The organism is Microbacterium sp. NPDC064942 (assembly GCF_049545525.1).
Classification (GTDB): Bacteria; Actinomycetota; Actinomycetes; order Actinomycetales; family Microbacteriaceae; genus Microbacterium; species Microbacterium gawkjiense.
The window spans coordinates 75,167-99,383 of record NZ_JBMWDR010000009.1; the positions used below are offsets into that span (position 1 = coordinate 75,167).

Here is a 24,217-nt window from a genome sequence, read left to right on the forward strand (position 1 = left end):
GAGCAGCTCATGGAGTTCACGATCGTTGTCGGCGACCGGGTGCAGGCGCGCAAGAGCGCCGGCGACGACGTCGTGACGACGGAGTACACGGTCACCGCGATCGAGGGGGGAGCCTTCGACGGTTCCCCCCTCGGGGCGCTCGACACGGCGCAGGGGTGGAGCGTCGAGCTGATCCGCCGTGGTGACCCGGCAATGCCCGACGGGATGGCTGACATTGCTGTGTGGCTCGCGCAGAACCCGACCGAGCCGTGCCACGTCTTCGGCTCGCCCGCCTTCGGGTGGCGGACCCCTGACGGCCGCCCCATCGATCCGGCCGACGTCCTCCACTGGGAGCCGTGGGTAGAGCCCGAACCGCAGTCCTGACCCGCACCGCTCATCTCAGCCCTCGCCACCGGCGGGGGCTTCGTCGTTCCTGAGGAGGAACCAGCATGTCGCTCGCCAACATCAAGGAGTCCTACGCTCCCGCCCGCATGGGCCGGAAGTACGGCTACCGCGACCCCGACGTCTACACGATGAAGGGGTATCACCGAGCTCAGGACATCCGAAAGCTCGACCCGTCTCGGCGGTTCTCCGTGGTGACCGACGTGCACTCGCTGTCCGCCGGGAAGGTCGTCTACATCGGCCGCCCCAACGACCTCATCGAGCTCACGATCGTCGTCGACACGGGCCGCCGTCGAGGGCGCTACGAGTGGCACTCCCACAACGCCGTCCCCGTCGTGAAGATCAACCAGAAGGTCGGCGCCGGTCAGAAGCTCTGCCGAAACGCCGCTGCCGACGAGAACCCTGGCACCGCGTGGTCGGGACCGCACGACCACATGGGCATCTCCGACTACATCGACGGCGCCTGGCGCAACCGGCCCGAGTACGATCCGCGCCCATTCATCGCGGAGGCCCTCGCCGCCGTCGACAAGCCGAAGCCCACCCCGAAGCCCGCCGGCGTCAGCAAGCCGAAGCCCACCAAGATCACCTACTACGGCGAGCAGGTGACCACCGCAGACGTCAACCTCCGAGCCGAGCCGAGCACGAAGGCGGCGATCCTTGGTGTAGTCCCGAAGGCCACCGTCGTGAAGAACGGCGCAGCCATCAACGGCTGGCACCCCGTCAAGTGGGGCACCAAGACCGGCTACATCCGAGGCGACTACATCGTCGTGCGAGGGAAGACGGTCGCGTCTGACAAGGGCCTCAACCTCCGGAAGACTCCCTCGGAGAAGGGCACCATCATCACCGGGCTCCGCAAGGGCACGAAGGTGACGGTCCTCTCGGTCCAGGGTCTGACAGACAGCGCCCGCTGGTGGAAGGTCCGCGTCACCGTGCGCGGGATCGCCCGCACCGGATGGGTCGACTCGAGGTTCCTGAAGTGATCCCCGCCGCGTGGCGAGACAAGCTTGCGCACCTGTACGTGCCCGAGCTGTTCACCGCGATCCTCGGCGTCGGATCCGGGGTCTTCGCGATCACGATCCTCACCATGCCCGCGCGGTACCAGGAGATCCCGTCCTTCGCGCAGGCGTTCGCGATCGTCCCTCCTCACTGGTGGGGGCTGGTCATGCTGGCCGTGAGCGTCGCGATGCTGAGCCTCCTGGCTCACTCGCGCGCCGCGGCCGCCGTGCCGACCTTCCTGCTCGGCGCCGTCTGGGTGCTGTGGGTCGTCCCGATCGTGCTGTCACCCGGCTTCGCCCCGTCTGCTCCGATCGTCTACGGCATGATCTCGCTGCTCACTCTGACGGCGGGCCTCGCGTGCCTCGTGCCCCGAGAGGAGCGCAGATGAGCGACACCAAGCCCGTCCGCTGGTCCTCGACGACGAACGCCTGGGCCACCGGCGCGCAGATCATCTCGCTCCTGATCCCCGTCCTGTCGGTCGTCGAGATCTACCAGCCGGTCGCCCTTGAGGCGATCGGGATCGTCGTCGCCGACGCCTGGCAGTGGGTGCTCCTGGTCGCTGCGACCATCTCCCTCGCCGCCTCGCTCGTGATGCAGTTCGCCCTCGGCGACGGCAGCCGCATGCGCGCCGTCGTCCGGGTCGAGGCAGTCGCCACCGGTCTCGTCGCGCTGTGCTTCCTGTTCCTCTGGCACGCCCTCGTCGACGAGTACGGATTCGCAGCCAACCCCCTCACCCAGCTCCTCGTCGGCGGGCTCGGACTCGCCGCCGCGGGCCGCGTGGGGCAGATCGTCTGGGACCTGTGGAAGTACCGCCGCGCCCTCCGATTCGGACGCACCACGAGCGTGGAGGCGATCGCCCAGCCGAAGGACACCTGATGTGGACGGTCGAGCAGTGGGGCGTGCTGCTCGGGGTGGTCGCCACCCTCATCCTCGCCCTCGCCGGCATGACGAAGGCGATCACCGACCTCATCACCGCCTTCCGCAAGAAGGACACCAGCCCCGCCCCCCAAGTCGGGATCCCCGCCGTCGCGCCGCCCCCCGGCGACGACATCGACTATCGCGCCTTCGAAGAGATGAAGAAGGACCGCGACTGGTGGCGGGCTCGCGCTCTCGGCTCGGCCGAGCACCTCGACGAAGACACCCACCCCATCGACCCCAAGGAGTCACCATGAGCACCGAGATCGTCCCCACCAGCACCAAGCTCGCCGCTAAGCGCGGCTTCGTCCGCACCACCGCGCAGGCGTACGCCGCGACCCTGTCGGCGGGTCTCCCGTCGGCGGCTGTCATCGTCGCGGTCATCCAGGACCCGACCGGCTGGCTCCTCGCCGGCATCACGATCGCGCTCACCCTCGCATCGCCGCCGGCGGCTGGCCTCGCGTCGTACCTGTCGATCGTCTCGAACGGCGTCCCCGGCGAGTACGTCGAGGCGGCACTCAACGAGGCGGCGGAGAGCGACGGCTTCACCACCCCGGAGGGCTGATCATGACGACCATCAACGTCGACGTTCGCATCGGAGGTGGGCAGCCCCCTTCGAGCGGCGGGCGGGGCAAGTCGTACGTGCTGTACGCCCCCCGCACCGTGGTGAACACGTCGGCGGGGAAGACGATCGTGCCCGTCCCGGACCGCGTCGAGCTCGACCCGGCCAGCGGCACCGCGACCGTCACCCTCGACGCGCTCCCCGCCGAGACCCCGTACGTCTTCCAGTTCGAGGTCGACAACGGCTACTGGAAGTCGAGCGAGATTGTCGCGATCGTCCCGGCGTCCGGCACGCACAAGCTTGCTGACCTCGTCGTGCTCGGCGACGACTTCACGCCGCCGGCCTGGTACTCGAAGGTCCTGACCGCGCAGCAGGTCGTGGAGGACGCGGCGGCGGAGATCCCCGAGCTGGTTGCGGACGCGGTCACGCAGGACATCGCCGGCCGCGACCTCGTCGATGCGGCGAACGGCTTCCCGGCATCCGCCGCGGGTGGCTTCATGGGCGAGAACGGTCGCGCGACGGACCTCCTCGTCGATGTGAACGGTGACGTCATCCCGGAGACCATCACGCGGTGGGCGCCGCGCATCGGCGCGGCGGGCGGGTTCCTGTCCGGGCTGGTCGAGTCGCCCTGGTACGGCGGCGGCTTCGTCGGCGAGAACGGGCGGGCAACCGAGCTCAGCGTCGATCTCTCCGGCGACGTCCCGCCCGAGATCATCCAGCGCTGGTACGCGCGCGCTACGCCGCCGACGCAGCTCAACATGGACATGATCCGGTCCGGCCCTGACATTCTCTGCGTCGGTGACTCGCTCACCGCCGCCGGGGGTGTCGCGAACCGGCTCGCAACCCTGACGGGTCGCACGGTCCGGAACATGGGCGTTGGCGGCGAGACGACGACGACGATCCTCGCGCGTCTCGGCGTGTGGCCGTTCCTCATGAGCCCCGCCGGGATGGTCATTCCCGCGAGCGGGTCCGTCGATGTCACCTTCGCGTCCTGGTATCACTCGGGTGGCAGCAACGCATGGCCGCTTCTGCAGGGAGACGGCGTCGCGGGGGATGACCTCTGGGGCACCGTTGCAGGTGTTCGCGTGAAGCTCAGCATCCGCGTGAAGGACTCGGCGGTCGCCTACCCGTCGCACGGCGCGGGCGACATCTACCAGCTCACCCGCGACGGATCCGGGAGCGCCATCACGCTGAAGCGTCCCGAGCCGTTCATGCCTGAGTACGGGCAAGCTCGCGCAGGCGACAAGATCCTTGCGTGGCTCGGGCAGAACGGACCGAGTGACGACGCCACCTACGCGGGCTTTCAGGCGCTCGAGCAGTGGACGAAGAAGGCGGACTCGCAGTTCCTCTTCATGACCAAGCCGACGGGAGACAACACCGGCTGGACCGACTTCGAGAAGAGGATGGCTGACCGCTGGGGACGCCGCTACCTCAACGTGCGCCGGTTCCTGATCGACGACGCGCTCCCTCTGCTCGGCCTCACGCCGACGTCAACCGACCTGGCCGACATCGCGGCGGGCCGAGTCCCGACGCAGCTCCGCACCGATTCCGTCCACCACACCGCGGCCGCTCAGCAGGCAATCGCTGATTGGCTCGTCTACCCGCGCATGCGCGAACTGGAGATGATCTGACATGGGACGCTTCATCCCGCTCACCGGCGTCAACCCGCCGAGCACACGGCCCAAGGTGAACACGCTGCATCCGCTCCTGCCAGAGAACGGCGGCGCGCTGCTCCTCGTCGAGCCCGGTGCGCCGGGTGGGCTCGGCTTCCCGACTGCGGGCGTAGTTCCTCCGAGCAACAACTACGTCAAGAACATCGCGCTTGCTCAGGCCCTTGCTGCTATCCCGGGGTCGGACGAACTCAAGGTCTCGCCCCAGCTCTACTACGGGTCGTTCCTGGCGGACGGAGCCACTCGAGGGAAGATCGAGCGGACAGCCAAGGGAGGCCTCCACACCCTTATCCGGCCCGCCGACGAGAGTGTGACGACGGGCCTCGCGGAGCTTCACTCGGAGCTTCGCTTCACGGGGGCAGCGGGCGGGCTGGTCGCGTTCCTGGAGGCGCGCAAAGCGACCGACTCCTTCTTCTGGACGACATGGTTCATCGACACGTACATCCCGAGTGGGGCATCCACGTCCTACGACGACATGATGTACGCGATCTCGAACACGGCGGCCTCTGGGAACTTCCTCGTCCGTCTGCGGCCGAACTCGAACGAGAACGCCGACCTCGGCTCCAAGCTTCCGGTCAACCAGGTCAACGTCGCCACCTATGGATCCGCCGGAACGAACGATCAGACCGGGACCAGCCCCATCCAGAACGTGCACGCAATGCTGACCGGTCCGTACGGGAGCCTGAACTCTTACAACGGCGGGGGCGCCACGTACGGGAAGCACCGCTCGCGCGCCTACTACCTGGCGTACATCGAGGATCTGACCATCAGCGGCCGGACCTACGCCCAGGTCGAGGCGATCAACGCGGCTGCCCACGCGGCCGCATTCGGTCCCGGCGGACGTTACGCCGGGGACACCTGGACGAACCCGGCGACCTGGACCCCCTAGAACACCGCGCACCACAAAAGCCCCCGGCCAGCATCCGTAGATGCCGGCCGGGGGCTTTTGTGTTTACTGCGACAGTTCGGAGTTGATGGCCTCCGCGATCGCGGCGTGGCCTGCGTCATTGGGGTGCACGCCGTCGTCGGAGAGCAGCTCGTCCCGGCCTCCGAGGGGCTGCCCTATCTCCAGGAACTCAGCGTCCACAGAGGCGGCTGCGTCTCGCTCCCAGGTAGTCATGTCCGCGAGGATGGCGGGCGGCTCGGTGCTGCCCCAGAGGGGTGAGGTGACGATGATCCTGGCATCGGGAACTTCCGCACGTAGCTCGGCGAAGAAGGAGTCGATCGTCGCGTGGAGCGCCTCGGGATCGTCGCCAGCGTTGTTGCGGCCACCGCTGACGACCACGACCGCGGGCTGGAGCTTCGCTGCGGCATCGATCATCTCGACGTAGGACTCGCAGTAGTCCTTCCCGCACCCCTTCCGCGCCAGCTCGGGGTCGAGGTTCTCGCGGGTGATGAAACCCGTGCCGCCTCGGCCGAGGTTCTTCGCGAGCCAACCCTGCTCGGCGGCGACGAGCTTGACGAAACCGCCGTCTGTGCTGCCCGCGCCGGCTGTGTAGGAGTCGCCGATGAACGCCGCGACGGGCTTCTTCTCCGGGACGAACATCGACGGGAGCGGGCGAGGTGCAGCTTCGCTTCGCTGCGGCGGCGTGAGGGCGGCCGGCACCGCGACCGCGACCGCAGCGATCAGGGCGACGAGCGCGAGGCCGAGGCCCCAGACGGGCATCCCGCCGTACTGCTGCCGCCACCAAACGTTGCTACGAGACCGTCGCCTGCGGCGTCGTCGATTCCCACCCATGCGCGAGATTCTATGGGAGGTGGTGACGCTGCATTTACGCCCAGTCGAGCATCCTCTGCAGCAGCTCCTTCGTCACGCGCACTCTGACGCGCGACTCCTCGACGCGGTCGTGACCGATGATGAGCTCGAAGTAGTTGCCCTTATTGCCGCCGTGTCGGGTGAACGAGAAGAGCTCGGGCGGGAGGTGGCTGCCCATGATGATCTCGTGGCCCTCCACCGCGAAGGGCGCTTCGCTGTTGAGTGCCTGCTCGTGGAAGTCGCAGACTGCCGCCTGACGGACGGGGCCGTCCCCGGGGAAGTTCCAGACGACGGTCGCCGGCTCGGCGCAGTCGCGGACGTAGCAGGTCGGCAGTGAGGGCTGTTCGGTCATGGCCGGGAGCCTATAGCCGGCCACCGACTCAGACCTCGCGCACCTCGAGCAGCCGCCAGCCGTCCGGCACCTTCGCGAGCAGCGCGCCACGATCGTCGGCTTCGACTTCGCGGATCCCGTCGACGCGCCGGTACGTCGCGGTCGCGGTCAGCGCGGTACTGCCCTTGATCATCTGCACGGGCGCGGCCGCGAGCTCAAACCCGTCGGGAAGCTGCGCGATCGCCGCGGCATGGATCTCCTCGAGCGAGTTGCCGGTGAGCTCGGCGGTGCGGGTCTCGTCGGGGCGGATCGTGCCGATGTACATGACCACCAGCCTAAGAACTTCGCGTGCTGGTCAAGATCCGGAAGCCGGGAGACGCTTGAGGATGGCCTCCAGTAGCGACTGCACTGACGCGGTCTCGTCCGAAGTTGGCTTCCCGTGCTCCGGCGCGGACAGCAGAAGCCGCTGCGCGAAGCTCTCGAACAGGCGGCCCTTCAGTTCCTCGTCCCGGATCGACTCGGCAAGAGCGGGGAAGGTCTTGAGCTGGACCAGCAACGCCGATGCCCAGTTGCCGTTGCGGCGGTGCATGCCGGCCTGCCGTCCGAAATAGGTCGCCAGGCCAGCAGCACCGGCAATGATCGCCAAGCGATAGATGGCGCCCGCGACATCGTCGCTCGCAGGATGAGGCACGACGATCGCGGCGAGCAAGGTCAATGCGATCAAGGAAGCCGCGAACCATCGGAAGAACTCGGCCGCCTGTAGCTGCTTCTTCGCGTAGATCGAGAGTGCCTCCGCTTCGCCCGCGATCCCACTCACGCCTGCGGCCTTTGCTGTTACCTCCGCCAATCGGGTCGCCTCTTCAGCAGCGTCGGCGGCGGTGGCCCGCAGCCTCTCTATGTCGGCCATGTAGGAGCGTTCCCGATCAACCTGCGCACGTTCGCTCAGGAGGAAGTTGAGGTCCTCGACCTCCTGTGAGAGCAGGTGATCCAGTGTGGAGGGCGGGTCGTCCTCTGGCGGAGGCCCGTCGGCTTCGATGATGCGATTCATCTCGCTGACCAGATCCTCGCCGCAGGAGCTGATGTAGTTGTCGACCACGAAACCATTGGGCGAGATGTCATCCCCTCCACCAGCCAGGCTGGACCTCAGCTCGTAGAGCATGTTCTCGATCTGGGAGGCGCTCGTCACGATTCGGGTAACTAGCGCGGGAGTCACGGCGCCCGAGAAGAAAACCCGCCTGCATATTTCGAGATAGCGCTGCGCACGGTCCAGTGCGCCGCTGATGTCACGCCGGACAGCGCCGGCGGGCAGTTCTGCTTCGATGACGCCCCGGGTTGCGATCGCATCTTCTTGGGCACGCGTCAGAACCTCGGGTGTCTCATCCATATGCGCGTCTCCTTGCTAGTCCCGCCGGAGTCTACAGAGGACGCCGGGGGCGACTACCCGATCAAGCCCGACGACTCACCGCGTTCCGCCAGACGATCACCGACCGACGGCCCCCGTGCGCTTCCCACTCGACGCACACGACCCGGTCGTTCCACCCGGTCGCGATCGCGGGTATGCGTGTCGCCGGCCCCTCCGCCCAGGAGATCCATGCCCACACCGGCTCGCCGCGGTTGGTCCACTCGAACGGCTGCGGGCCGAACGCCTGCTGCGGGAGCGTCGTCGCGCCGCGGACGTTCGCCGATTCCATGATGCGAGCGTCGTTGAGGCTGTCGTAGTGCGCCTCGTAGCGGCGATTCTTCGTCACGGGTGGCCGGGATCCTTCCTCCGGCCGAGGATGCCATCGTACGCCGACATAGGATCGTCCCCATGAGGCTCCCGGCTGACCCCTTCGAGGGTGGCGAGCAACCCAACTGCCCCGCCTGCGGGACCGTCATGCGTGACGCCGACGGCGGCTACCAGTGCGGCGGGTGCGGATGGTTCCAGGACGTCCCTTGGATCAAGCGCCCCAGCAACGGCGACGACGCTCCGAGCATCCGCGGAGGCTGAGGGTCAGTCGATCCAGTCGCCTCCGAGCGTTTCCTGCATGGCCTCGGCTTCGGGGGAGTTGATGACCCAGTTCTCGCCGACGAGGAGGGTCGGCTCGCTGATCGTCCCCTCGCTGAGGAACGAGACCAGCTCGTCCTTCTCGTCCGTGTTGGCGAACAGCATCAGGACGGTCTGATCGGAGCACTCGCCCGAGGCGGTCGCATCCGTGACGACGTCGGTCTGCTTCCAGTTGCAGACACCGCCGGCGTCGATGAACGCGTCCTTCAGCTCGTCAATCGTGGAGATGCGGCCGAGCTCCTGCTGCTCGGTCTCCTGCGGCTGCGCCGACTGAGCGCTGCAGCCCGCAGTTGTCCCGATCAGCAGCGCGGCCATGGCTGCCGTAGTGACGATCCTTTTCATTCCAACGAGCCCCCGTGAATCGATGTGACGTGCGTGTGCGTCGTCAGTATGCCAGCCACCTGCGATGTCGGTGGTCGATGCGACCCTCGTGGGGATGCCTACCCCGACGACATCCCAGCTACTCGCCTTCGAGGTGCGCCATCCCGGCCACCCTGGCGACAAGCAGCTCGCGATCGAACGTGAGCTCGGCGTGACCGCCGCGCGGTACTACCAGTTGCTCGGCCGGGTCATTGACGAGCCGGAAGCGGAGCAGCTCGACCCGATCCTGGTGCACGGGCTGCGGCGTCTCCGGGATCGCGCGGACGCGCGTCGCAGGCGTCAGCAGCGGGCCGCGTGATCCGCCGTTTACTCGCCGTTTTGAGTCACGAATGTCCACTACTAGCCACCACTCGACGGCCACCCGGCCCCGGTCAAGCCGCGGAATCACGCGGAAGTCACCATTCCCCACGACTCACCACTAACCGCATCCCATAAACGGGGGTTGCAGGTTCACGTCCTGTAGCCGACATTGCTCACGGGAACAGCCGCTGCGTCGCTTTTCGCCCGTTCGCGTCGGACGCGCAGGCGCAGGAACGGACGCTCGACGAACCAGTAGGACGCTTCCGCGACGAGCAGGAGTGCCAGGAGTCCGCCGATCGTGAGCCCCCCGAACCAGGTCTCGTTGTGCCGGGTCAGGAACAGCTGCTGGTAGAGGTAGAGGCTGTAGGAGATCAGCCCGATGTGGACCATCGGTCGCCAGTTCAGGAATCGTCCGAACGGCGAGGCGGGTGCCCGCATCATCCACACGATGACGAGCGCCACCGCGAGAGCATCGCCGACGTAGCCGACCGTGTACATCCACACGCCTTCGAACCTCGACGTGAGCGCCCAGGACAGCGGCAGCCACACCACCACCGCCCACTGCAGGTGACGCGCGAAGATCCAATCGGTGAGGCGCTCGAACCATCGCTCTCCCGCGCCGTACGCCAACAGGCATCCGATCATCAGCGCGTCCGCGCGAGTGTGGAACATGTAGGTCACCCCGCCCTCGGGCACGAAGGGCAGGAGGTAGGTCCCGATCCGGACGAACGGCGAGATGAGCACGCCGATGACGAGCACCTTCACCGCGACCCGGCGCGGCATGAGGATGACGGCGAGGGGCCAGAGGACGTAGAACTGCTCCTCGACGCTGAGCGACCACGTGTGCCCCGTCCACCACGAGCCGTCGAGCGGCCAGTAGTCGCGGAGGAACAGGGCGGGGCTGATGATGTCGCGAGGGCCGAGCCCGTCGATCACCCGGGTCACCGCGAGCGCGGAGACGACCGCGAGGAAAACGAACAGCGCGGGAAGGATGCGGTACGCCCGACGGCGGTAGAAGGCCGAGAGCGAGATGCGACCCGTCTTGCCGCGCTCGCGCAGCAACAGCGTCGTGATCAGGAACCCCGACAGGACGAAGAACGCCTGCACGCCGAAGTATCCGCCGGGAAGGTTCGCTCGGAGGAACACCACGACGTCGTTCTGGGGAAGCGTGGCCGCGCCGTGCCCCCAGATCACGCAGAGCACCGCGAGCGCTCGGATCCCGTCCAGCGACGGGATGGTGCGGGCGAGCGCCGGATCGGTCGCGCGCGAGACGGTCGACGCACTCGTCATGTCTTCCCCCAAGAAGTCGCGAGCAGCGCAGGTCCCCACCGCGCTCAGCCCGTCTAGGGCATGACGCTACCCGCTCGCACGACGTTTCGCGAGGGTCGAGCGAGCGGGTAGCTTCGGCTCACGCCACCGGCGTCTCGGCCTCACGAGGCGTGACGCGGACCTCCGCGATGCGCCGGCGGTCCATGGCGGTCACCTGGATCGTCGCGCCGTCGACGTCGATCGTGTCGCCCACGACCGCGAGGCGACCGAGCTGCTCGGTCACGAATCCGGCGACCGTGTCCGAGGCGCCGCGGGGGAGCGTGATCCCCGTCGCCTCGGAGAAGTCCTGCAGGTTGAGGCGCCCGTCGATGATCTCGCGATCACCCACGGGGGCGACGGCGTCGTCGTACTCGTCGAAGATCTCACCGACGACCTCCTCCACAAGGTCCTCGAGGGTCACGATGCCGTCCGTACCGCCGTACTCGTCGACGACGACCGCGATCTGGTGCCCCTCCGCCCGCATCTTCGTCAGCGTCGGGAGGACGCGCGCCGTCGACGGGAAGTAGGGGATCGGCCGGACGATGCTGGACAGGGGGGCCGCCGCATCCGCAGCCGCCTCGAAGAGATCCCGGACGTGCACGAAGCCGACGATGTCGTCGATGGACGTGTCGGCGACGGGGTACCGCGAGAACGGCAGTTCGTGCACGGCGGAGATGGCCTCGCCGATCGTCGCGCTGTCGTCGAGGGAGGTGACGTCGGGACGCGGTCGCATGACTTCGCTCAGCTGTCGTTCCCGCAGCGAGAGGACGTCCTCCAGGATGCGGCGCTCGTCCTCGGGCAGACCTTCGTGGCTCGCGACGATGTCGCGGACCTCCTCATCCGTCATCTCCTCACCCGTCTTGTGCGGGTCTCCGCCGAGGAGGCGCACGAGGGCGTTCGTCGAGACCGATAGCAGCCAGATGACCGGCCTCATCACCTTGGCGAACCCGTCGAGGACGGGCGCGACGACGTAGGCGAACTGCGTGTTCCGCTGGATGGCGAGACGCTTCGGCACGAGCTCCCCGAGCACGAGCGACAGGTACGCGATGAGCAGCGTGAGGATCAGCGTCGCGATCGTCAGAGCCAAGCCCGGGTCTGCGCCCCACGATTCGATGAGCGGCGCCACCGACGGGGCGATCGAGGTCGCGCCGTACGCGGCGGACGCGAAGCCCGCCACGGTGACGCCGATCTGCACGGCCGAGAGGAACGTGTTGGGGTTGCGGGCGAGGCCCGCCACCTTCTGCCCACGTTTGCCGCGCGCGGCGATCGCGTTGATCTGGCTCTCCCGCAGGGTCACCAGCGCCATCTCGGTCGCCGCGAACACCCCGCCCACCAGGACGAACACCACGACGAGGGCGATGTTGAGGGCCAGATCGTTCATCGAGTCACCTCGATGCCGTCGGTCTCAGTGGTGGGCGGGATCGTATGATCGCTGTCCATCGGTCAGCGGTGCTCCTTCGTTTCTGCGGGGGAGGGGGTCGAGGTCGGTGCGCCGGCGTCCAGCTCGCGCTCGCGGTCGCGACGGGTCTTGGCGAGGCTCGCCACCGTCGCGACGACGATCGTGGCGGCGATGAACAGGAGCGAGAACCAGATCGGGATCTCGGGAGCCCAGAGCATCGGCTCGCCGCCGTTGATGAACGGCAGCTCGTTGACGTGCATGGCGTGCAGGACGAGCTTCACACCGATGAAGGCGAGGATGACGGCCAGGCCCTGTGCGAGGTACACGAGGCGCTCGAGCAGACCGCCGATGAGGAAGTACAGCTGACGCAGACCCATGAGGGCGAACGCGTTGGCCGTGAACACGATGTACGCCTCGTTGGTGAGACCGTAGATCGCGGGGATCGAGTCGACCGCGAAGATGAGGTCGACGAAGCCGATCGCGATGATCACCAGCAGCATCGGGGTGACGAAGCGCTTACCGGCCTTCTTCACCGTGAGCTTGTCGCCGTTGTACTCGTCGCTGACGGGCAGGATGCGGCGGACGAACTGCATGAACTTGCCGTTGGCCGGGTCGGACTCACCGTGTGCGAACGCCTGACGGTAGGCGAGGAACAGCAGCAGCGCGCCGAAGACGTAGAAGATCCACGAGAAGTTCTCGATGAGCGCGGCGCCGACGGCGATGAACGCGCCCCGCATGATGAGCGCGATGACGATGCCGATCATCAGCACCTTCTGCTGGTACTTCTTCGGCACCGCGAACCCGGTCATGACGATGAGGAAGACGAAGAGGTTGTCGATCGACAGCGCCTTCTCGGTCAGGTACCCGGCGAAGTACTCGCCCGAGTACACCCAGCCCCAGCCCGGGATGAGGCCGATGACGACACCGAAGATCAGCGCGAGACCGATGTAGAACGCGGACCAGCGCGCCGACTCGCCGATCGACGGTTCATGCGGCTTGCGGACGTGCGCGAAGAATTCGTAGACGAAGAAGGCGATCGTGACGGCGATCGTGATGCCCCAGACGAGAGGGGTGATTTCCACAGGAGTCTCCTCAATGGCGTGATGAAAGGACGCCAGAGTCTTCTCCATCCCGAGTGATCGGGACCGGTGGTCCGGGATGCACCTTCACATCCGTAATGACGAACCGACCGTCGTGGAGTACTCCCCCTGGGACTGAAAATGTTACGGGATCGGCGCGGGCAAAACTGACAATTGCCTGACGCGGCCGAGCCTGCTAGCCGCGGGAGGGTTCCTTGAGATCGTCGCTCGCGTACGGCGCCGGCGCCGGCGCGTGCGCGTACGGGATGAACCAGCTGGCGAAGTCCAGCGGAGGTGTCGCGGCGGCGGCATCCCGCTTGCTGATCGCATCCTGCTCGACGAAGAGGGATTCCGCGTCGAGATCCTGGAACAGCACGGTGTCCAGGTGCTCGCGCCAGCCCTCCGGCAGGTCGCCGGTGAGGCGTTCGGCGCTGCGCGCCGCCTCGTCGAGCACGAGCTTCAGCGCCAGCTCGTGGGCGACGGTGGGAGGGTACACGGGTGAGGCGCTGAGCCGGGAGGTGACCTCGATCGTGGCGGCGAGGAACTTCTGCGCGAACGCCCGGTCGTAGTGCGTCGCGTACTGCGGGGGCAGTTGCGAGATCACGTGCGTCTCTCGCCAGGCGGATCGCGTGTCGGCCGCGTCCGCCAGCTGGCGGACATCGTCGAAAAGGCAGTCGACGACCAGGACGGAGGCGTTCCAGACGAGCCCCTTGATGATCGTCCGCTGGCGCAGCTCGGATGCCGTCGCCTCGGTCGTCGGTCCGCCGAAGAGTTCGTCCAGTGCCCAGTCGATCCCCGCCAGGCGCGCACCCGCCCGGGCGACCCGCGCGGTGTCGGAGGATCCTTCCGGAACCTCGCCCGACGTGCCCTCCCACTCCGAGTCGACGATCGAGGAGTTGGTGGATTCGATGCGCACCAGCTGCTGCGCGCCGTCGGCCACCGACACCTCGATCAGCGACAGCAGCGCGTCCTCGGCATCCATCGACGACGCGGACATCCGTGACGCGTCATCCATGCCGCCGACGAGATCGTCGGGGTGCGCGCAGACGAGGTCGAGATCGATGCGGACCGCCGCGCGGTAGCGGGGAACGGGTGCCATGGGGGCATCGTACCCACGGCCCCGCTTACAGTGTCAGTCCGCGTCGGCCAGTCCCAGGACGTCGAGGAGCCAGGCGAGCTCGAACGCGCGCTCGCGCCACGAGTTGTACCGCCCGCTGACGCCACCGTGCCCCGCCACCATCTCGCATTTGAGCAGGGCGTCCGCACCGACCTCGCGCAGCCGCGCGACCCACTTCGCCGGCTCGACGTAGAGCACCCGGGTGTCGTTGAGCGAGGTGACGGCGAGGATGCGGGGGTACCGGACGCCCTCCTGCACGTTCTCGTAGGGGGTGTACGACTTCATGTAGGCGTACACGTCGGCGTCGTGCAGCGGGTCGCCCCACTCGTCCCACTCGATCACGGTGAGCGGGAGGGACGGGTCGAGGATCGTCGTCAGCGCGTCGACGAACGGGACTCCGGCGAGGATGCCCGCGAACAGGTCCGGGGCGAGGTTCGCCACGGCGCCCATGAGCAGACCGCCGGCGGAGCCGCCCTCCGCGACCAGGCCGTCGGGGGAGGTGTACCCCTCGGCGACGAGGTGACGGCCGACGGCTACGAAGTCCGTGAAGGTGTTCCGCTTGTGCAGCAGCTTGCCCTCCTCGTACCACTGGCGCCCCATCTCGCCACCGCCGCGGACGTGAGCGATCGCGAAGATCACGCCGCGGTCCAGCATCGACAGGCGCGCGACCGAGAATCCGGGCTCGATGGAGTGCTCGTACGAGCCGTAGCCGTAGAGGTGCAGGGGGCGGGGCGCCGCTCCCGGTTCGCCGAACGACCGCTTCCACACGAGAGAAACGGGGACGCGCGTGCCGTCGTCGGCGGTCGCCCAGACCCGTTCCTGACCGTAGTCGGCCGGGTCGTACCCGCCGAGGACCGGCTGGCTCTTGCGCAGCAGGAGCTCGCCCGTCGCCACGACGTAGTCGTACACCGTGCCGGGCGTCACGAACGAGGCGTAACCGAGACGGATGACCGGGGGCGCCCACTCCGACGATCCGCTCGCCCCGGCGGCGTACAGCGGCTCGTCGAAGGCGATCTCGGTGACCTCATCGGTGGCGTAGTCGAGGAGCCCGACGCGCGCGAGGCCCTCGCGGCGGTACTCGACGACCGCCCAGTCGCGGTAGGCGGACGCGTCGAGCAACCGCCGACCCGGCTGGTGCGGCAGCACGACGTGCCGCTGCCCGGTGGGGTCGGATGCCGCTACCCGCACCAGCTCGAAGTCCAGCGCGCCGTCGTTGTGGAGGATGTAGAGCACGTCGTCCCCGTCGATCACCGCGTGGGTCAGCGAGTACTCGACGCCCTCGCGGCGCGGCCACACCGATCGGGGCTCCGCCGTGAGGTCGTCGGCCGGGACGAGGAACTCCTCCGAGGTGATGGAGGACCCCACCCCGATGACGAGGAAGCGGTCGCTGCGGGTGAAGCCGGCGCCGACCCAGTACCGCTCGTCGGGTTCGGTGAAGATCACGCGGTCGGATGCGGCATCCGTCCCCACTTCGTGCAGCCAGACGGTGTCGGGTCGCCAGGCGTCGTCGACGGTCGTGTAGACGACGTGACGACCGTCGGGGGAGAAGACCGCGCCGGAGAAGGTGTTCTCGATGACGTCGGCGAGGTCGTCGCCGGTCACCAGGTCGCGGACGCGGAGGGTGTAGCGCTCGTCACCGGCGACGTCGACGGCGTACAGCATCCGGGTGCCGTCGTTCGAGACGTCGAGGCTGCCGAGGGAGAAGAAGTCGTGGCCCTCGGCCTCGACGTTGCCGTCCAGGAGCACCTGCTCGCCGGGGACGTCGGTGTCGGGGGAGAGCACGGGCGGCGTCCAGTCCGCGACGTCCGCGATGGGGGCGCGGCAGTTGATGCCGTACTGCTTGCCCTCGACGGTGCGGCCGTAGTACCACCACCGCCCGCGGCGCGAGGGGACGGAGAGGTCGGTTTCGAGCGTGCGGCCCTTGATCTCCTCGAAGATCCGCTCGCGGAGGCCGGCGAGGTGCGCCGTACGGCTGTCGGTGTAGTCGTTCTCCGCCTCGAGGTGGCCGATGACGGTCTCGTCGTCCTTCGCGCGCAGCCACTCATAGGGGTCCGAGACGGCGTCTCCGTGGTGCGTGCGGGTGAACGGGCGGCGGTCGGCGACGGGCGGTGTCACGGCTACGGAGGTCACCCGACCACGCTAACCGACCCTCGCGGGCGCGCGCGGGTTATGCCATGGCGGATCGTGTGCGAGGATTTCCCAGGCCCGATTGAACCCCTGGTGACGTCTGGGTGAACTTTTCGTTCGCAACGCCGATCGCCGCGGCACCCGTTCCCCCGATTCCCGACGGAAAGCGAACTGTGGAGACCGCAGCACTCATCGTCGTCCTGGTCATCGCACTGGCACTCTTCTTCGACTTCACCAACGGCTTCCACGACACGGCGAACGCGATGGCGACGCCGATCGCGACGGGCGCACTCAAGCCCAAGGTCGCGGTGCTGCTGGCTGCCATCCTCAACCTCGTCGGCGCATTCCTGTCGACGGAGGTCGCCAAGACGATCTCGGGCGGCATGATCCGCGAGGATCAGCTCTCCCCCTCGATCTTCCCCGCGATCATCTTCGCCGGGCTGATCGGCGCCATCACGTGGAACATGCTCACCTGGCTGCTCGGCCTTCCCTCGAGCTCCTCGCACGCACTCTTCGGCGGCCTCATCGGGGCGACGATCGTCGGCGCGTCCGTCAGCGCGATCAACGTCGGTGTCGTCCTGTCGAAGGTCGTGCTCCCCGCCCTCATCGCCCCCCTCACGGCCGGCATCATCGCCTTCGCCGCCACGAAGATCGCTTACGCCGTCACCCGCCGCTACGACAACAAGCCGGACGGCCGCGACGGCTTCCGCTGGGGTCAGATCTTCACGTCGTCGCTCGTCGCCCTCGCGCACGGCACCAACGACGCGCAGAAGACGATGGGCGTCATCACCCTCGCCCTCATCACGGTCGGCTGGCAGACGCAGTCCGAGCCCGAGCTCTGGGTCATCTTCGCGTGCGCGTTCACGATCGCTCTCGGCACGTACATGGGCGGGTGGCGCATCATCCGCACGCTCGGCAAGGGCCTCACCGACGTCAAGCCCGCACAGGGCTTCTCGGCGGAGGCATCCACCGCGTCGACGATCCTCGCCTCGAGCGCGCTCGGCTTCGCCCTGTCGACGACGCAGGTCGCCTCGGGGTCCGTCATCGGGTCGGGCCTCGGTCGCCGCGGGTCGAGCGTGCGCTGGCGCACCGTCGGGCGCATCACGGTCGGGTGGGTCCTCACGCTTCCGGCCGCCGGCATCGTCGGTGCACTGGCCGCCCTCCTCATCGTCGGACTCGAGAACCTCTTCGGCGAGGGACCGGGTGAGCTGATCGGCGTCATCATCGGCGCCGTCGTGGCCGTCGCCGTCGTGCTCGCGATCTTCCTGCGGTCCCGGCGCAACGAGGTCACCGCGGCGAACGCGATGAGCAGCGAGGTGGCCGACTCGGGTGCCGCCGTCGGTCTCACGGAGGAACCGCCCCCCACACGCCGTCAGCAGCGCGTCGCGCAGTCCGCCGCCGCATCCGACGAGGAGGGAACCCGATGAGCGTCGACGTCAACTGGCTCGCCTTCGTCCAGGTCTTCGTCGCGGCGCTCCTCGCCGCCGCGACGGTGGTCGCCTTCTACGCGATCGGTCTGCGTCTGCTCGTTCGGGCGGGACGGGTGCCGGTGGTCATCCCGGCCACCTTCACCGACGCGCTGACCGTGATGACGCCCAAAGAGCAGAAGCGGGCCGCCAAGGCCGCCAGGAAGGCCGCCAAGAAGAACCCGCTGAGCCCGGCGCAGAAGCGCATCGCCCTCGTCGGGGCGTACGCCGCGTTCGCGGTCTGCGGCCTGGTCGTGCTGGGCGGGCTCCTGCTCATCCTGTTCAACCACTGATCGCCGCGCGTCCGGAGGCGTCAATAGGCTGGGCGGCATGCAGCCCGTCTCCTTCGGTCGCCATGCGCCCGCCGTCCGCACGATCGTCCATCTGAGCGACACCCATCTGCTCGCCGGCGATCGCCCGCTCGGTGGCGCCTACGACGCCACGGGCGGTGTCGCGGCGGCCCTCGCAGCCGTCGAGCGCACCGGCATCCGCCCCGACGCGATCGTCGTGACGGGCGATCTCACCGACCTGGGAGAGCCCGCCGCCTACCGCCGGCTGCGCGAGCTCGTGGAACCGATGGCCGAGCAGCTGGATGCGCCGGTCGTGTGGGTCGCGGGCAATCACGACGAGCGACCCGCCCTGCGGGAGGGGCTCTTCGATGAGCCGGGCTCCGAAGCGCCGCTCACCGCGGTCCACGACCTGGGCGGGCTGCGACTGGTCGTCCTCGACTCCACCGTCCCCGGCTGGCATCACGGCCTCGTCGATGCGGCGCAGCGCGAGTGGCTCCGGGAGGTGCTCGCCGAGCCGGCGCCACTCGGCACGCTGCTCGCGTTGCACCATCCGCCGATCCCGAGCCACATCCCGTTCTTCGACATCCTCGAGCTCCGGGAGCAGGACGAGCTGGCGGCCGTGCTCGCCGGCACCGACGTGCGCGGCATCCTGGCCGGTCACCTGCACTACTCGACCTCGGGCACCTTCGCCGGCATCCCCGTGAGCGTCGCCTCCGCGACCTGTTACACGATGAACCTGCAGCGACCGGCGACCGAGGTGAACGGCATGGATGCCGGACAGTCCTTCCACCTCGTCCACGTCTACGACGACACGATCACGCACACGGTCGTCCCCGTGGTCGAGGCGCCGACGGGGGACTACTTCTCGGCCGAGTGGGTGGAGCGGATGGCCGCCCTCACGCCCGACGAGCGCCTCGAGGCCTTCTCCCGGAAGCCCGCCTGAGCCTCTTGACTTCGAGCGCACTCGAAGTCCTACCGTGAGGGCATGTCCCTCCTCTCCACCTCTGCCGGCGCCTCCATCGCCGAAGCGGCGGACGCGACCGGAGTCAGCGCGCACACCCTCCGCTACGACGAACGTGCGGGCCTGATGCTGCATCCCGTGGACCGGACATCCTCGACCCACCGGCGCTACTCGGACGCGGACCTCGCCTGGATCCGCTTCCTCACGCGGCTCCGCTGGACCGGGATGCCGATCGCCACCATGCGTCGCTACACCGAGCTCGTGCGCGAGGGGGACGCGACGATCGCGGAACGGCGTCGACTGCTCGTCGAGCACCGGGAGGTCGTCCGCCGCCGGCTCAAGGAGGTCACGCTGAGTCTCGCCGTCATCGACCACAAGATCGACATCTACGACAAGGAGATCACCGCATCATGAAGACCACCGCACTCGGCCAGAACGGGCCCCGGGTCGGCCGCATCGGCCTCGGACTCATGGGGATCAGCGCCTTCTACACCGGCGCCGGACAGGACGACGCCGGCGGTGCCCGGACGATCCTCGGCGCCTTGGACCGCGGCGTCACCCTCCTCGACACGGCGGAGATGTACGGGCCGTACACGAACGAGGAGCTGCTGGGTCGCACCCTCGCAGAGGCCGGCCGCCGCGACGAGGTCGTCATCGCGACCAAGTTCGGGACCATCCGCCACGCCGACGGCGACCAGCCGGGCATCGACGGCAGTCCCGACAACGTCCGGATCGCCGTCGAGGGCTCACTGCGCCGGCTGCAGACCGATCGCATCGACCTGTACTACCAGCACCGCATGGACCCGTCCGTCCCGATCGAAGACACGGTCGGTGTGCTGGCCGACCTCGTCCGGGAGGGCAAGATCGGCGGGTACGGACTGTCCGAGGCATCCGTCGCCACCATCCGACGCGCTCACGCGGTGCACCCGGTGACCGCCGTGCAGACCGAGTACTCGCTCTGGACCCGCGATCCCGAGGCCGAGCTGCTGCCCGCGCTGCGCGAGCTCGGCATCGGGTTCGTGCCGTACTCGCCGCTCGGTCGCGGCTTCCTGACGGGTCGGATCCGCTCGGTCGACCAGCTCGACGAGAACGATTTCCGTCGGAACAACCCGCGGTTCGAGGACGAGGCGCTCGCCGCCAACCTGCGGATCGTGGACGTCATCGAAGGCGTCGCGGGCGAGGTGGACGCGACCCCCGCTCAGGTCGCGCTCGCCTGGCTGCTCGCGCAGGGCGAGGACATCGTGCCCATCCCGGGTACGCGCAAGCTCGAGCGCGTCGACGAGAACATCGGCGCCACCGAGCTCGCGCTCTCGGACGACCAGCTGCGCCGGCTGAGCGAGGTCGCGCCGGCGGTCGGCGACCGCTACGCCGACATGTCGAGCGTCAACCGCTGAGGTCGGCGGGGTGCGGGGATAGGCTCGTCCTATCCCCGCACCCTGTGACCCACAAGGACACCGCAATGGCACCTGACGCGATGACGCGTACCGAGACCGACTCCCTGGGATCGATGGAGATCCCCGCCGACGCCTACTGGGGCATCCACACCGCGAGAGCGCTCGAGAATTTCCCGATCTCGATGCGGCCCATCTCCGTCTACCGCGACCTCGTCGTCGCCCTCGCGATGGTCAAGCAGGCCTCCGCGCGCGCCAACAAGGAGATCGGCGTGCTGGAGGCATCCCGCGCCGACCTCATCGACCGTGCGGCGCAGCGCGTCATCGACGGCGAGTTCCACGACCAGTTCGTCGTGGGCGTCATCCAGGGCGGGGCCGGCACCTCGACCAACATGAACGCGAACGAGGTCATCACCAACGTCGCGCTCGAGATGGCCGGCCGTGAGAAAGGCGACTACGCGTTCCTCTCGCCGATCGACCACACGAACCGCAGTCAGTCGACGAACGACGTCTACCCGACGGCGATCAAGGTCGGCCTCGGCCTCGACCTGCAGTCCCTCCTCGAGGAGCTCGACCTGCTGCGGCAGGCCTTCCTGAAGAAGGCCGACGAGTTCCACGACGTGCTCAAGGTCGGCCGCACCCAGTTGCAGGATGCCGTGCCCATGACGCTCGGGCAGGAGTTCCACGGCTTCGCGACGACGCTGGGGGAGGACTACCACCGGCTCCGCGAGAACGCGTACCTGCTCTACGAGATCAACATGGGTGCGACGGCCATCGGCACCGGCATCACGACGCACCCCGACTACTCCGGCTCGGTGCTCCGCCACCTGCGCGAGATCAGCGGTCTCGACCTCGAGACCGCCGAGGACCTCGTGGAGTCGACGAGCGACACCGGCGCCTTCATGTCGTTCTCGTCGTCGCTCAAGCGCAACGCCATCAAGCTCTCGAAGATCAGCAACGACCTGCGGCTCCTCTCGAGCGGCCCGCAGGCGGGCTTCGGCGAGATCAACCTCCCGCCCCGACAGGCCGGCTCGAGCATCATGCCCGGCAAGGTGAACCCGGTCATCCCCGAGGTCGTCAACCAGGTCGCCTTCGCCGTCGCGGGCGCCGACCTGACGGTGACGATGGCCGTCGAGGGCGGGCAGCTGCAGCTGAACGCGTTCGAGCCGGTGATCGCGCACTCGATCTTCCAGTCGATCACCTGGATGCGTCGCGGTATGCGCACGCTGCGGGTCAACTGCGTCGACGGCATCACGGCCAACCGCGAACGCCTCGGGACGATGGTCGGGTCGTCGGTCGGCGTCATCACGGCACTGACGCCCTTCATCGGCTACACCGCCGCCGCGGCCCTGGCCAAGACTGCGCTGCTCACCAAGCGGAACGTCGGCGACCTCGTCGTCGAGGCCGGCCTGATGTCGCGCGACGAGGTGGACAAGCAGCTGTCGCCGGCACGCCTGTCGGGGCTGCAGGCGGTCACGCGGGCCATCCCCGTTATCACGAAACCGGGTGACGTGGAGCAGCACTGATTGCCGGTTGTCTGGGAGAACGGTGAACGCTAGCGTCGGGGTCGTAATCCCGGCCGATGACCGACCAGAAGGACACTTCCATGACTGATCCCAACCAGCCGAACTCCCAGAACGTCCCCCCGGCACCGCCGGCCTATGAAGCGCCCGCCTACAGCAACGCGCCGCAGTACAACGCCGCCCCCTCGGGCGGATCGACCCCCGGCCGCACGATGGCGATCGTCGCCCTCATCCTCGCCATCATCCCCGGCACCCAGGTGATCGGTCTCATCCTCGGCATCGTGGCTCTCGTGCAGAGCCGCAAGGCCGGCGTGAAGAACGGTCTGGCGATCGCGGCGATCATCGTGAGCGTCGTGCTGCTGATCATCGGGATCATCATCATCATCGCCCTCGTCTCGTTTGCGGCGAGCGTCGGAGGCGATCTGATGACACAGGTCAACGCCTGCCTGGAGGACCCGACCGGGTCGGTCACGTACCAGGGGATGACCTACACCTGCCAGGAGCTGCTGGAGCAGTCCGGCTACTGATCCGAGCTTCGCAACGACGAAGAGCCCTGGATGCGCGGCATCCGGGGCTCTTCGTCGTTGCGGGTCAGTCGGTGATCCGGCAGAACGTCGTCAGCTCACCGATGCCGTCGATGCCGACCGTGACCGTCGAGCGGTCGCGGAGGAAGATCTGCGGATCGCGGGAGTAGCCCGCGCCACCGGGGGAGCCGGTCGAGATGAGGGTGCCGGGGAGCAGGGTCGCCGACCGCGAAAGGTAGGAGACGAGCTTGGCGACGGGGTGGATCATCTGGCCCGTCGAGGCATCCTGCACCGTCTGCCCGTCGACGACGGCCCAGATGTGCAGATCCTGCGGGTCGGGGATCTCGTCCGCCGTCACGACGAAGGGGCCCGTCGGGGTGAAGCCGTCGAACGACTTGCACCGCGACCACTGTGCCTCGGAGAACTGGATGTCGCGGGCCGTGATGTCGTTGACGACCGTGTAGCCCCAGACGTGGTCGAGTGCGTCCTCGAGCGCGACGTCGCGGGCCGCTGGGCCGATCACGACACCGAGCTCGGCCTCGTAGTCGACCGACTGACTCAGCGAACGTGGCCAGGTGGTCGTCTGGCGGTGCCCGCCCAGGGACCCCGGCCACAGCGTGAAGATGGTCGGAGCGGCGTCCGCCTTCAGTCCCAGCTCGCTCGAGTGCGCGGCGTAGTTCAAGCCCACGGCGATCGTGACGGGCGTGTCGAGGATCGCGGACGCGAACACGGGGGAGCCCAGCGGCATCCACTCGACCTCGGGGTCGGCGGCCGCGTCCCGGACGTGGGCGAGGAGGGCGTCGCCTCCTTCGATGAGCCGCTGCAGGCGCGAGGGTGCACTGTCGAAGAGGCGCGACACCACCGTCGCGCGATCCTCCTCGACCAGGATCAGCTGCGGCTCGTCGACTCCGTCGGGGACAACGTGGGCGAAGCGCATGCTCCCAGGCTATCGTTCCCGTGCGCGGCGGCGGCTCGTGCGCGCCCGCCCCTAGGCTGAGCGCATGTCGTTCCCGTCGCCGCTAGGGCGTGTTGATCAAGAAGGTGCGGGGTGGCCAGCCGCCGCGAGTTGCGCGGGAGAATGGGCGTGTGAAGATCCAGGTGCTGCATATCGAGGATTGCCCGAATTGGCAGGAGGCGGGCGATCGAGTACGGCTGGTGCTCGACTCGATCGGACGGGGCGATGTTCCGGTGGAGTTCGTGTTGATCCGCACCGAGGCTGAGGCGGTGAGCTCTGGTTTCGCGGGCTCGCCCACGATTCTTCTGGACGGTCAGGACTTGTTCCCGTCCCAGGGGAACACTGCCGACTTGGCGTGCAGGGTCTATCTGACCGAGCGCGGCTTTGCGGGTGCGCCGACGGTGGGACAGCTTGAGCGCACGCTGCAGGAGCGCGAAGCGCTCAGCGGAGATCGGTCTTGATCCAGATCAGCGCCGCGGCGAGGCTGACGGCGGCTCGGTAGTTGCGGGCGAGTTTGTCCGAGCGCATCGCGATGCCGCGCCACTGCTTGAGACGGTTGAAGCAGCGTTCTACGACGTTGCGTCCCTTGTAGCGTTCCTTCTGCTTGTCGCCGAAAGCGATCGGCCGGCCCGGCTTCTTGCGACGGTGCGCGATCTGGTCGTCCCGCTCGGGGATGGTCGCCGCGATCCTCCGGTCGCGGAGCCAGGCGCGGTTCGCCCTTGAGGGGTACCCCTTGTC

Annotated in this window: 31 protein-coding genes; 18 read left to right on the top strand and 13 right to left on the bottom strand. The window is 68.2% G+C overall.

Going from position 1 to position 24,217, the window contains the following annotated elements:
* Positions 1-9: 9 nt before the first annotated feature.
* The 8 genes from ACPEH2_RS13890 to ACPEH2_RS13925 all read left to right on the top strand — a co-directional run bounded on the left by ACPEH2_RS13890 (position 10) and on the right by ACPEH2_RS13925 (position 5,413).
* A complete protein-coding gene (locus ACPEH2_RS13890; RefSeq protein ID WP_423718936.1) occupies positions 10-363 on the top strand; it encodes a hypothetical protein in 354 nt (117 codons plus the stop codon).
* Between the two features lie 65 nt (positions 364-428).
* Positions 429-1,361, top strand: coding sequence for an SH3 domain-containing protein (locus tag ACPEH2_RS13895; protein WP_423718937.1), 933 nt, complete (start codon positions 429-431; stop codon positions 1,359-1,361).
* On the top strand, positions 1,358-1,765 hold the full coding sequence (locus ACPEH2_RS13900) for a hypothetical protein (protein ID WP_423718938.1): 408 nt from the start codon (positions 1,358-1,360) through the stop codon (positions 1,763-1,765). The genes ACPEH2_RS13895 and ACPEH2_RS13900 overlap by 4 nt, the downstream gene beginning before the upstream one ends.
* Complete coding sequence (locus tag ACPEH2_RS13905; protein WP_423718939.1) at positions 1,762-2,253, top strand: hypothetical protein; 492 nt, start codon at positions 1,762-1,764, stop codon at positions 2,251-2,253. Before ACPEH2_RS13900 ends, ACPEH2_RS13905 begins: the two co-directional genes overlap by 4 nt.
* Positions 2,253-2,549, top strand: coding sequence for a hypothetical protein (locus tag ACPEH2_RS13910; protein ID WP_423718940.1), 297 nt, complete (start codon positions 2,253-2,255; stop codon positions 2,547-2,549). The genes ACPEH2_RS13905 and ACPEH2_RS13910 overlap by 1 nt, the downstream gene beginning before the upstream one ends.
* Positions 2,546-2,857 carry a hypothetical protein gene (locus tag ACPEH2_RS13915; RefSeq protein WP_423718941.1) on the top strand — a complete coding sequence of 104 codons (312 nt, stop codon included), beginning with the start codon at positions 2,546-2,548 and terminating at the stop codon, positions 2,855-2,857. The genes ACPEH2_RS13910 and ACPEH2_RS13915 overlap by 4 nt, the downstream gene beginning before the upstream one ends.
* A gap of 2 nt (positions 2,858-2,859) precedes the next feature.
* Positions 2,860-4,485, top strand: a complete 1,626-nt coding sequence (locus ACPEH2_RS13920; RefSeq protein WP_423718942.1) for a hypothetical protein — start codon at positions 2,860-2,862, stop codon at positions 4,483-4,485.
* Position 4,486: 1 nt separating this feature from the next.
* A complete protein-coding gene (locus ACPEH2_RS13925) occupies positions 4,487-5,413 on the top strand; it encodes a hypothetical protein (protein WP_423718943.1) in 927 nt (308 codons plus the stop codon).
* A 63-nt stretch (positions 5,414-5,476) separates the two neighbouring features.
* Here the strand turns inward: ACPEH2_RS13925 and ACPEH2_RS13930 are convergent, their stop codons facing one another.
* The 5 genes from ACPEH2_RS13930 to ACPEH2_RS13950 form a co-directional block, all read right to left on the bottom strand.
* Positions 5,477-6,262, bottom strand: a complete 786-nt coding sequence (locus ACPEH2_RS13930) for an SGNH/GDSL hydrolase family protein (protein ID WP_423718944.1) — start codon at positions 6,260-6,262, stop codon at positions 5,477-5,479.
* 34 nt (positions 6,263-6,296) lie between these two features.
* Positions 6,297-6,632 (bottom strand): hypothetical protein, encoded by a 336-nt coding sequence (locus tag ACPEH2_RS13935; RefSeq protein WP_423718945.1) that lies wholly within the window; start codon positions 6,630-6,632, stop codon positions 6,297-6,299.
* Between the two features lie 28 nt (positions 6,633-6,660).
* Positions 6,661-6,936 (bottom strand): hypothetical protein, encoded by a 276-nt coding sequence (locus ACPEH2_RS13940; RefSeq protein WP_423718946.1) that lies wholly within the window; start codon positions 6,934-6,936, stop codon positions 6,661-6,663.
* Positions 6,937-6,966: 30 nt separating this feature from the next.
* Positions 6,967-7,995 (bottom strand): hypothetical protein, encoded by a 1,029-nt coding sequence (locus tag ACPEH2_RS13945; RefSeq protein WP_423718947.1) that lies wholly within the window; start codon positions 7,993-7,995, stop codon positions 6,967-6,969.
* Positions 7,996-8,056: 61 nt separating this feature from the next.
* The gene (locus ACPEH2_RS13950) at positions 8,057-8,359 is read right to left on the bottom strand and encodes a hypothetical protein (protein ID WP_423718948.1); all 303 of its coding nucleotides are present in this window, start codon (positions 8,357-8,359) and stop codon (positions 8,057-8,059) included.
* A gap of 62 nt (positions 8,360-8,421) precedes the next feature.
* Between ACPEH2_RS13950 and ACPEH2_RS13955 the strand changes: the two genes are divergently transcribed.
* Positions 8,422-8,601, top strand: a complete 180-nt coding sequence (locus tag ACPEH2_RS13955) for a hypothetical protein (protein WP_423718949.1) — start codon at positions 8,422-8,424, stop codon at positions 8,599-8,601.
* Positions 8,602-8,604: 3 nt separating this feature from the next.
* Here ACPEH2_RS13955 and ACPEH2_RS13960 read toward each other — a convergent pair whose 3' ends face one another.
* The gene (locus ACPEH2_RS13960; protein WP_423718950.1) at positions 8,605-8,973 is read right to left on the bottom strand and encodes a hypothetical protein; all 369 of its coding nucleotides are present in this window, start codon (positions 8,971-8,973) and stop codon (positions 8,605-8,607) included.
* 91 nt (positions 8,974-9,064) lie between these two features.
* Here ACPEH2_RS13960 and ACPEH2_RS13965 point away from each other — a divergent pair, with 91 nt between their 5' ends.
* Complete coding sequence (locus ACPEH2_RS13965; protein ID WP_423718951.1) at positions 9,065-9,337, top strand: DUF3263 domain-containing protein; 273 nt, start codon at positions 9,065-9,067, stop codon at positions 9,335-9,337.
* Between the two features lie 152 nt (positions 9,338-9,489).
* Here ACPEH2_RS13965 and ACPEH2_RS13970 read toward each other — a convergent pair whose 3' ends face one another.
* The 5 genes from ACPEH2_RS13970 to ACPEH2_RS13990 form a co-directional block, all read right to left on the bottom strand.
* On the bottom strand, positions 9,490-10,629 hold the full coding sequence (locus ACPEH2_RS13970) for an acyltransferase family protein (protein WP_359921185.1): 1,140 nt from the start codon (positions 10,627-10,629) through the stop codon (positions 9,490-9,492).
* A gap of 118 nt (positions 10,630-10,747) precedes the next feature.
* A complete protein-coding gene (locus ACPEH2_RS13975; RefSeq protein ID WP_359921183.1) occupies positions 10,748-12,028 on the bottom strand; it encodes a hemolysin family protein in 1,281 nt (426 codons plus the stop codon).
* Positions 12,029-12,090: 62 nt separating this feature from the next.
* The gene (locus ACPEH2_RS13980; RefSeq protein ID WP_359921180.1) at positions 12,091-13,128 is read right to left on the bottom strand and encodes a TerC family protein; all 1,038 of its coding nucleotides are present in this window, start codon (positions 13,126-13,128) and stop codon (positions 12,091-12,093) included.
* A gap of 193 nt (positions 13,129-13,321) precedes the next feature.
* Positions 13,322-14,224, bottom strand: coding sequence for a hypothetical protein (locus tag ACPEH2_RS13985; protein ID WP_217531409.1), 903 nt, complete (start codon positions 14,222-14,224; stop codon positions 13,322-13,324).
* A gap of 33 nt (positions 14,225-14,257) precedes the next feature.
* A complete protein-coding gene (locus tag ACPEH2_RS13990; RefSeq protein ID WP_359921208.1) occupies positions 14,258-16,357 on the bottom strand; it encodes a S9 family peptidase in 2,100 nt (699 codons plus the stop codon).
* A gap of 185 nt (positions 16,358-16,542) precedes the next feature.
* Here ACPEH2_RS13990 and ACPEH2_RS13995 point away from each other — a divergent pair, with 185 nt between their 5' ends.
* From ACPEH2_RS13995 to ACPEH2_RS14025, 7 genes are all read left to right on the top strand, one after another.
* Positions 16,543-17,796, top strand: coding sequence for an inorganic phosphate transporter (locus ACPEH2_RS13995; protein WP_217531408.1), 1,254 nt, complete (start codon positions 16,543-16,545; stop codon positions 17,794-17,796).
* Positions 17,793-18,128: a peptidase gene (locus ACPEH2_RS14000; RefSeq protein ID WP_217531407.1), complete on the top strand. Its 336-nt coding sequence runs from the start codon at positions 17,793-17,795 to the stop codon at positions 18,126-18,128. The genes ACPEH2_RS13995 and ACPEH2_RS14000 overlap by 4 nt, the downstream gene beginning before the upstream one ends.
* 37 nt (positions 18,129-18,165) lie before the next feature.
* On the top strand, positions 18,166-19,068 hold the full coding sequence (locus ACPEH2_RS14005; RefSeq protein ID WP_359921177.1) for a phosphodiesterase: 903 nt from the start codon (positions 18,166-18,168) through the stop codon (positions 19,066-19,068).
* Between the two features lie 42 nt (positions 19,069-19,110).
* On the top strand, positions 19,111-19,500 hold the full coding sequence (locus ACPEH2_RS14010; protein ID WP_311285560.1) for a MerR family transcriptional regulator: 390 nt from the start codon (positions 19,111-19,113) through the stop codon (positions 19,498-19,500).
* Positions 19,497-20,480, top strand: coding sequence for an aldo/keto reductase (locus tag ACPEH2_RS14015; RefSeq protein ID WP_359921174.1), 984 nt, complete (start codon positions 19,497-19,499; stop codon positions 20,478-20,480). Before ACPEH2_RS14010 ends, ACPEH2_RS14015 begins: the two co-directional genes overlap by 4 nt.
* A 65-nt stretch (positions 20,481-20,545) precedes the next feature.
* Positions 20,546-22,003 (top strand): aspartate ammonia-lyase, encoded by a 1,458-nt coding sequence (locus ACPEH2_RS14020; RefSeq protein WP_311285561.1) that lies wholly within the window; start codon positions 20,546-20,548, stop codon positions 22,001-22,003.
* Positions 22,004-22,083: 80 nt separating this feature from the next.
* Positions 22,084-22,527 (top strand): DUF4190 domain-containing protein, encoded by a 444-nt coding sequence (locus ACPEH2_RS14025; RefSeq protein WP_423718952.1) that lies wholly within the window; start codon positions 22,084-22,086, stop codon positions 22,525-22,527.
* Between the two features lie 64 nt (positions 22,528-22,591).
* Here the strand turns inward: ACPEH2_RS14025 and ACPEH2_RS14030 are convergent, their stop codons facing one another.
* Entirely contained in the window at positions 22,592-23,461 is an 870-nt protein-coding gene (locus ACPEH2_RS14030; protein WP_359921167.1) for a fumarylacetoacetate hydrolase family protein, read from the bottom strand.
* A 149-nt stretch (positions 23,462-23,610) separates the two neighbouring features.
* Here ACPEH2_RS14030 and ACPEH2_RS14035 point away from each other — a divergent pair, with 149 nt between their 5' ends.
* Positions 23,611-23,940 (top strand): hypothetical protein, encoded by a 330-nt coding sequence (locus ACPEH2_RS14035; protein ID WP_026095586.1) that lies wholly within the window; start codon positions 23,611-23,613, stop codon positions 23,938-23,940.
* On the opposite strand, the gene ACPEH2_RS14040 is transcribed toward ACPEH2_RS14035, so the two are convergent.
* Positions 23,921-24,217 (bottom strand): transposase (locus ACPEH2_RS14040; protein ID WP_423718953.1); only part of this gene is annotated, 297 nt, incomplete at its 5' end. The genes ACPEH2_RS14035 and ACPEH2_RS14040 overlap by 20 nt on opposite strands.

Bases quoted from the DNA above. Each gene is read 5' to 3' on its own strand.
- ACPEH2_RS14030 (WP_359921167.1), bottom strand. From the start codon at position 23,461: ATGCGCTTCGCCCACGTTGTCCCCGACGGAGTCGACGAGCCGCAGCTG.
- ACPEH2_RS13925 (WP_423718943.1), top strand. From the start codon at position 4,487: ATGGGACGCTTCATCCCGCTCACCGGCGTCAACCCGCCGAGCACACGG.
- ACPEH2_RS14000 (WP_217531407.1), top strand. From the start codon at position 17,793: ATGAGCGTCGACGTCAACTGGCTCGCCTTCGTCCAGGTCTTCGTCGCG.
- ACPEH2_RS13935 (WP_423718945.1), bottom strand. From the start codon at position 6,632: ATGACCGAACAGCCCTCACTGCCGACCTGCTACGTCCGCGACTGCGCC.
- ACPEH2_RS13915 (WP_423718941.1), top strand. From the start codon at position 2,546: ATGAGCACCGAGATCGTCCCCACCAGCACCAAGCTCGCCGCTAAGCGC.
- ACPEH2_RS13960 (WP_423718950.1), bottom strand. From the start codon at position 8,973: ATGGCCGCGCTGCTGATCGGGACAACTGCGGGCTGCAGCGCTCAGTCG.
- ACPEH2_RS13890 (WP_423718936.1), top strand. From the start codon at position 10: ATGGAGTTCACGATCGTTGTCGGCGACCGGGTGCAGGCGCGCAAGAGC.
- ACPEH2_RS13910 (WP_423718940.1), top strand. From the start codon at position 2,253: ATGTGGACGGTCGAGCAGTGGGGCGTGCTGCTCGGGGTGGTCGCCACC.
- ACPEH2_RS13940 (WP_423718946.1), bottom strand. From the start codon at position 6,936: ATGTACATCGGCACGATCCGCCCCGACGAGACCCGCACCGCCGAGCTC.
- ACPEH2_RS13895 (WP_423718937.1), top strand. From the start codon at position 429: ATGTCGCTCGCCAACATCAAGGAGTCCTACGCTCCCGCCCGCATGGGC.
- ACPEH2_RS13930 (WP_423718944.1), bottom strand. From the start codon at position 6,262: ATGGGTGGGAATCGACGACGCCGCAGGCGACGGTCTCGTAGCAACGTT.
- ACPEH2_RS14010 (WP_311285560.1), top strand. From the start codon at position 19,111: ATGTCCCTCCTCTCCACCTCTGCCGGCGCCTCCATCGCCGAAGCGGCG.
- ACPEH2_RS13965 (WP_423718951.1), top strand. From the start codon at position 9,065: ATGTCGGTGGTCGATGCGACCCTCGTGGGGATGCCTACCCCGACGACA.
- ACPEH2_RS14005 (WP_359921177.1), top strand. From the start codon at position 18,166: ATGCAGCCCGTCTCCTTCGGTCGCCATGCGCCCGCCGTCCGCACGATC.
- ACPEH2_RS13920 (WP_423718942.1), top strand. From the start codon at position 2,860: ATGACGACCATCAACGTCGACGTTCGCATCGGAGGTGGGCAGCCCCCT.
- ACPEH2_RS13970 (WP_359921185.1), bottom strand. From the start codon at position 10,629: ATGACGAGTGCGTCGACCGTCTCGCGCGCGACCGATCCGGCGCTCGCC.
- ACPEH2_RS13985 (WP_217531409.1), bottom strand. From the start codon at position 14,224: ATGGCACCCGTTCCCCGCTACCGCGCGGCGGTCCGCATCGATCTCGAC.
- ACPEH2_RS14020 (WP_311285561.1), top strand. From the start codon at position 20,546: ATGGCACCTGACGCGATGACGCGTACCGAGACCGACTCCCTGGGATCG.
- ACPEH2_RS14015 (WP_359921174.1), top strand. From the start codon at position 19,497: ATGAAGACCACCGCACTCGGCCAGAACGGGCCCCGGGTCGGCCGCATC.
- ACPEH2_RS13905 (WP_423718939.1), top strand. From the start codon at position 1,762: ATGAGCGACACCAAGCCCGTCCGCTGGTCCTCGACGACGAACGCCTGG.
- ACPEH2_RS13975 (WP_359921183.1), bottom strand. From the start codon at position 12,028: ATGAACGATCTGGCCCTCAACATCGCCCTCGTCGTGGTGTTCGTCCTG.
- ACPEH2_RS13955 (WP_423718949.1), top strand. From the start codon at position 8,422: ATGAGGCTCCCGGCTGACCCCTTCGAGGGTGGCGAGCAACCCAACTGC.
- ACPEH2_RS13945 (WP_423718947.1), bottom strand. From the start codon at position 7,995: ATGGATGAGACACCCGAGGTTCTGACGCGTGCCCAAGAAGATGCGATC.
- ACPEH2_RS14025 (WP_423718952.1), top strand. From the start codon at position 22,084: ATGACTGATCCCAACCAGCCGAACTCCCAGAACGTCCCCCCGGCACCG.